The sequence below is a fragment of the Streptomyces ossamyceticus genome, from assembly GCF_001418475.1.
GTDB lineage: Bacteria > Actinomycetota > Actinomycetes > Streptomycetales > Streptomycetaceae > Streptomyces > Streptomyces ossamyceticus.
Window position 1 is genome coordinate 1 of sequence record NZ_LIQX01000305.1, and the last position, 5107, is coordinate 5107.

The 5107-nt window shown below is 70.4% G+C and carries 6 protein-coding genes and 1 pseudogene; 6 read left to right on the forward strand and 1 reads right to left on the reverse strand.

Going from position 1 to position 5107, the window contains the following annotated elements; all coding sequences use genetic code 11:
• A pseudogene (locus AOK15_RS42545) lies at positions 1-211 on the reverse strand (hypothetical protein); the annotation flags it as partial.
• Here AOK15_RS42545 and AOK15_RS22835 point away from each other — a divergent pair.
• The 6 genes from AOK15_RS22835 to AOK15_RS22860 all read left to right on the forward strand — a co-directional run.
• Complete coding sequence (locus AOK15_RS22835) at positions 108-1436, forward strand: ABC transporter substrate-binding protein (protein ID WP_055519833.1); 1329 nt, start codon at positions 108-110, stop codon at positions 1434-1436. The pseudogene AOK15_RS42545 and the gene AOK15_RS22835 sit on opposite strands and share 104 nt — an antisense overlap.
• Positions 1433-2371 carry a carbohydrate ABC transporter permease gene (locus AOK15_RS22840; protein WP_055519835.1) on the forward strand — a complete coding sequence of 313 codons (939 nt, stop codon included), beginning with the start codon at positions 1433-1435 and terminating at the stop codon, positions 2369-2371. Before AOK15_RS22835 ends, AOK15_RS22840 begins: the two co-directional genes overlap by 4 nt.
• Positions 2368-3192: a carbohydrate ABC transporter permease gene (locus tag AOK15_RS22845; RefSeq protein ID WP_055519837.1), complete on the forward strand. Its 825-nt coding sequence runs from the start codon at positions 2368-2370 to the stop codon at positions 3190-3192. Before AOK15_RS22840 ends, AOK15_RS22845 begins: the two co-directional genes overlap by 4 nt.
• Entirely contained in the window at positions 3189-4178 is a 990-nt protein-coding gene (locus AOK15_RS22850; RefSeq protein WP_055519838.1) for a zinc-dependent alcohol dehydrogenase family protein, read from the forward strand. Before AOK15_RS22845 ends, AOK15_RS22850 begins: the two co-directional genes overlap by 4 nt.
• Before the next feature lie 70 nt (positions 4179-4248).
• The gene (locus AOK15_RS22855) at positions 4249-4470 is read left to right on the forward strand and encodes a hypothetical protein (protein WP_055519840.1); all 222 of its coding nucleotides are present in this window, start codon (positions 4249-4251) and stop codon (positions 4468-4470) included.
• Between the two features lie 94 nt (positions 4471-4564).
• Positions 4565-5107, forward strand: a 543-nt coding sequence (locus AOK15_RS22860; protein ID WP_205632205.1) for a TerD family protein, incomplete at its 3' end; no start/stop codon positions are given.

The window sequence follows — 5107 nt, forward strand, 5'->3', positions numbered from 1 at the left end:
TCTCCGGCAGGACGGTGAAGTTCACCTCGATGCCGGTCCTTTTCGTGAAGTGCGCGGCCGTGAGCTTGCGCAGCTCCTGCATCTGCGGGTTGTTGACCATCAGCACGTTGATCGCGTCGCCGCCGGATCCCGCCCCGCCCGCCCCGGTCCAGCAACCGGAGAGAAGCGGGGCTGGATCCGGCGGCGACGCGATCAACGTGCTGATGGTCAACAACCCGCAGATGCAGGAGCTGCGCAAGCTCACGGCCGCGCACTTCACGAAAAGGACCGGCATCGAGGTGAACTTCACCGTCCTGCCGGAGAACGACGTCCGCGACAAGATCAGCCAGGACTTCGCCAACCAGGCCGGCCAGTACGACGTGGCGACCCTGAGCAACTACGAGATACCGATCTACGCCAGGAACGGCTGGCTGGAGGCGATGGACCCGTACGTCGCCGAGGACCGCTCGTTCGACCAGCGGGACATCCTCAAGCCGATGCGCCAGTCCCTGACGGGCGACGACGGAAAGCTCTACGGGCAGCCCTTCTACGGCGAGTCGTCCTTCCTGATGTACCGCAAGGACGTGTTCGCCGAGCGGGGGCTCACCATGCCGGAGCGTCCCACCTGGCGGCAGGTCGCCGACCTCGCGGCGAAGGCGGACGGCGCCGAACCCGGCATGAAGGGCATCTGCCTGCGCGGCCTGCCCGGCTGGGGCGAGGTCATGGCCCCCCTGACCACCGTCGTGAACACCTTCGGCGGCACCTGGTTCGACAAGGACTGGAAGGCGCGCCTGGACTCCCCCGAGTTCGAGCGGGCCACCCGGTTCTACGTCGACCTCGTCCGCGAGCACGGCGAGTCCGGCGCCGCCCAGTCCGGCTTCGCGGAGTGCCTGAACAACATGGCCCAGGGCAAGGTCGCCATGTGGTACGACGCCACCTCCGCCGCCGGCTCCCTGGAGGCGGACGACTCCCCCGTGAAGGGGGACATCGGCTACGTACCGGCGCCGGTCGAGCGGACCGAGTCCTCCGGCTGGCTCTACACCTGGGCCTGGGGCATCCAGAAGGCCTCCCGCAACCCCGACAAGGCGTGGACGTTCGTCTCCTGGGCGTCCGGCAAGGAGTACGAGGAACTCGTCGGCGACGAGATCGGCTGGTCGAACGTGCCCGCCGGCAAGCGGGAGTCGACGTACGCGAACCCCGACTACCGCGCGGAGGCCGCCGCCTTCCAGGAGATGACCCGCGAGGCCATCGAGGGCGCCCGGCCCACCGATCCGGGGGTGCAGCCGCGGCCGGCGCCCGGCATCCAGTTCGTCGGCATCCCCGAGTTCACCGATCTCGGCACCAAGGTCTCCCTGGAGATCAGCGCGGCCATCGCCGGACGGCAGTCCGTGGAGTCGGCCCTGAGGAAGGCACAGGCGCTCGCCGAGCAGATCTCCGAGGAGTACGAGGGACGATGACCGCGACCACGACAGCGCCGAGTGCGGCGACCCCCGTACGCGCGCAGGGCAGGCCGAACGCCCGGCTGCGGACCTGGGCGACCCGCGCCCCGCTCCTGCCCGCCCTCGTCTTCATGATCACCGTGACCCAGCTGCCGTTCGTGGCCACTCTGGTGATCTCCTTCTTCGACTGGAACTCCCTCTACCCGGACGCCCGGAGCTTCGCCGGGCTCGCCAACTACGGTGAGGTCCTCACCGACCCCGACCTGCGCCGCTCGGTGTGGACGACGGTCCTGCTCACGGTCGCCGTGGTCCTGGCCAGTCTGGTCCTGGGGCTGCTGCTGGCGCTGCTGCTGGACCGGAGGTTCCGCGGCCGGGGCCTGGTGCGCACCCTGCTCATCGCCCCGTTCCTGGTGGTCCCGGTGGCGGCGGCCCTGCTGTGGAAGCACGTCCTCTACAACCCGGAGTACGGCCTGTTCAACGGCCTGCTGCACTACGTCGGCGGCCCCCAGCCGGACTGGATCTCAAAGACGCCGCTGCTCGCGGTGGAGGCATCCCTGGTCTGGCAGTGGACGCCGTTCATGATGCTGATCCTGCTGGCGGGTCTGCAGTCCCGCGACCACCAGCAGATCGAGGCGGCCCGTGTCGACGGCGCGAGCGACTGGCAGATCTTCCGCCATCTGACCCTGCCGCACCTGCGCCGCTACCTCGAACTCGGCGCCCTGCTGGGCTCCATCTACATCGTCCAGAACTTCGACGCCGTCTTCACGCTCACCTCCGGCGGCCTGGGCACCGCGAACCTCCCCTACACCGTCTACCAGACCTTCTACCAGGCCCACGAGAACGGCCTCGCCTCGGCGGCCGGAGTCCTGGTCGTCATCGGCTCGATCATCATCGCGACGTTCGCGCTGCGCGTGGTCTCGTCGCTGTTCCGCGAGGAGGCGGGGCGCTCATGAACGTGCTGCGACGCAAGGTCCCCGCTCTGCTGGCCTGGTTCGCCGGGATCGCGTTCTTCCTGCCCATCGCCTGGATGGCGCTGACGTCGTTCCACTCGGAGTCGGACGCGGCGACCAACCCGCCGTCCTTCGCGGCGGCGCTGACCCTGGACGGCTACCGCGAGTTCTTCGGCGTGGACGGCGGGGCGAGCCCCTGGCCCGCGTTGATCAACTCGACGGTGGCGTCCCTGGCCTCGACCCTGCTCGTCCTGCTGCTGGCCTTCCCGGCGGCATACGCCCTGTCGATCCGCCCGGTGCGCAAGTGGACGGACGTGCTGTTCTTCTTCCTCTCCACCAAGATGCTGCCGGTGGTGGCGGGCCTGCTGCCGATCTACCTCTTCGCGAAGGACGCGGGTCTCCTCGACAACATCTGGCTGCTGGTCGTGCTCCACACGTCCATGAACCTGCCGATCGCCGTGTGGATGATGCGGTCCTTCCTCGCGGAGGTCCCGGTCGCGGTGATCGAGGCCGCGCAACTGGACGGCGCCCGCCTCCCCACGGTGCTGGCCCGGGTGGTGGCGCCGATAGCGGCTCCGGGGATCGCCGCGACCGCGCTGATCTGCTTCATCTTCAGCTGGAACGAGCTGCTGTTCGCGCGGGTGCTGACGGGCGTCGTGGCCGAGACCGCGCCCGTGTTCCTGACCGGCTTCATCACCAGCCAGGGCCTGTTCCTGGCGAAGGTGTGCGCCGCGTCCCTCGTCATCTCCCTGCCGGTGCTCGCCGCGGGGTTCGCCGCCCAGGACAAACTGGTCCAGGGCCTGTCCTTGGGAGCCGTCAAATGAAGGCCGCCGTCATCGAGTCCGTGGGCAAGGCCGTCGTCACCGAGGTCCCGGACCCGGCACCGGGCCCCCGTGACGTCGTCGTCCGGGTCGCCGCGTGCGGTCTGTGCGGCACCGATCTGCACATCCTCCAGGGCGAGTTCGCGCCCGAGCTGCCGATCGTGCCGGGCCACGAGTTCGCGGGCGAGGTCGTGGCCGTGGGCGGCGGGGTCACCGAGCTGGCCGCCGGCGACCGGGTGGCGGTGGACCCGTCCCTGTACTGCCACGAGTGCCGCTACTGCCGTACCGGCCACAACAACCTCTGCGAACGGTGGGCCGCGATCGGCGTGACGACGGCGGGCGGCGCCGCGGAGTACGCGGTGGCACCCGTGGCGAACTGCGTGAAACTGCCGGAGCATGTGCGCACCCAGGACGCGGCGCTGGTGGAGCCGCTGTCGTGCGCGGTACGCGGCTACGACGTGCTCAGGTCGCGCCTCGGCGCCCATGTGCTGATCTACGGATCGGGGACGATGGGCCTGATGATGCTGGAGCTGGCCAAGCGGACCGGCGCGGCGAGCGTGGACGTCGTGGACGTGAACCCCGCGCGGCTGGAGACGGCGCGCCGCCTGGGTGTCTCGGGGGCGGCCGCGAACCCCGACGAGCTGGAGCGGCCGCGGGGCTGGGACCTGGTGGTGGACGCCACCGGCAACGCCGCCGCGATCCAGGACGGCCTGGACCGGGTCGCGAAGGCGGGCACCTTCCTCCAGTTCGGGGTGGCCGACTACGCGACCCGGGTCACGATCGACCCGTACCGGATCTACAACCAGGAGATCACCATCACCGGCTCGATGGCGGTCCTGCACAGCTTCGAACGCGCGGCGGAACTCTTCGCGAACGGGGTCCTCGACCCGGACGTCTTCATCAGCGACCGGATGCCCCTGGACCGCTACCCCGAGGCCCTGGACCAGTTCGCGTCGGGCGTGGGCAGGAAGATCGTCGTGGTGCCGTAGCGGCGGGCGGGCACCTCACCGGCCGATATTCACTGGGGTGCCCCTCCCCTCCGCCCCTACGATCCTGGGCATGCCACGCCCTCAGGGATTCACCTACACCGAGCACGCCGACCGCACCGTGACGATCGAGCATCACGGCCGGGCGGCCACCACGCTGCGCGGCCCCCGCGCCGACCGTTTCCTCGCCGAGGTCGCGGCGGGCGACCCGCAGCTGGTCATGGCCCGCTGGACCGGGAACTACCGGCGGGGCAACGAGCGCACCGCCCGGGAGCACCCCCGCAACCGCCGCTGACCCGAACGGCCGCCCCCTGACCCGAACGGCCGCCCCGGCCCGCTGGGTAAGGGAACGGTAAAGCGGCTTGAATCGTTCACCACGCATGACAGCTATGACCCCCGGCTCGAACATCCCGCTGCCCGTTCCCCGTGTCGCGGTGGACGTCTCCGCCCCCGTGCGGCTCGACGTATCGGGCCTGCTGCTCACCGCCGACGGCAAGGTGCGCTCGGACGACGACTTCATCTTCTACAACCAGCCGAGCGGCCCGGGCGTGACGTACCGCTCGGGTGGCGGTGCGACCCCCGACTCGATCACGGTCGACACGGCGGCCCTCCCGCCGGGCATCGAGAAGATCGTCGTCACGGCCAGCCCGGACGCGGCCGGCCAGACCTTCCAGGGCATCGAACCCACCGCCACCCTCCGCAACGCCGCCGACGGCTCGGTGATCGCCACGTTCACCCCGCCGCAGCTCGGCACGGAGACGGCCCTGGTGATCGTGGAGATCTATCTGCGGGGCGGCGTCTGGAAGGCCCGCGCCGTCGGCCAGGGGTACGCCAACGGCCTGGCCGGCATCGCGACGGACTTCGGTGTCACGGTGGAGGAGCCCGCCCCGGCCCAGCCGGTGGCTCCGGCCCAGCCGGTGGCTCCGCCCACC

Coding starts and splice junctions, on each gene's coding strand:
- AOK15_RS22840 (WP_055519835.1), top strand. CDS start 1,433: ATGACCGCGACCACGACAGCGCCGAGTGCGGCGACCCCCGTACGCGCG.
- AOK15_RS22845 (WP_055519837.1), top strand. CDS start 2,368: ATGAACGTGCTGCGACGCAAGGTCCCCGCTCTGCTGGCCTGGTTCGCC.
- AOK15_RS22850 (WP_055519838.1), top strand. CDS start 3,189: ATGAAGGCCGCCGTCATCGAGTCCGTGGGCAAGGCCGTCGTCACCGAG.
- AOK15_RS22855 (WP_055519840.1), top strand. CDS start 4,249: ATGCCACGCCCTCAGGGATTCACCTACACCGAGCACGCCGACCGCACC.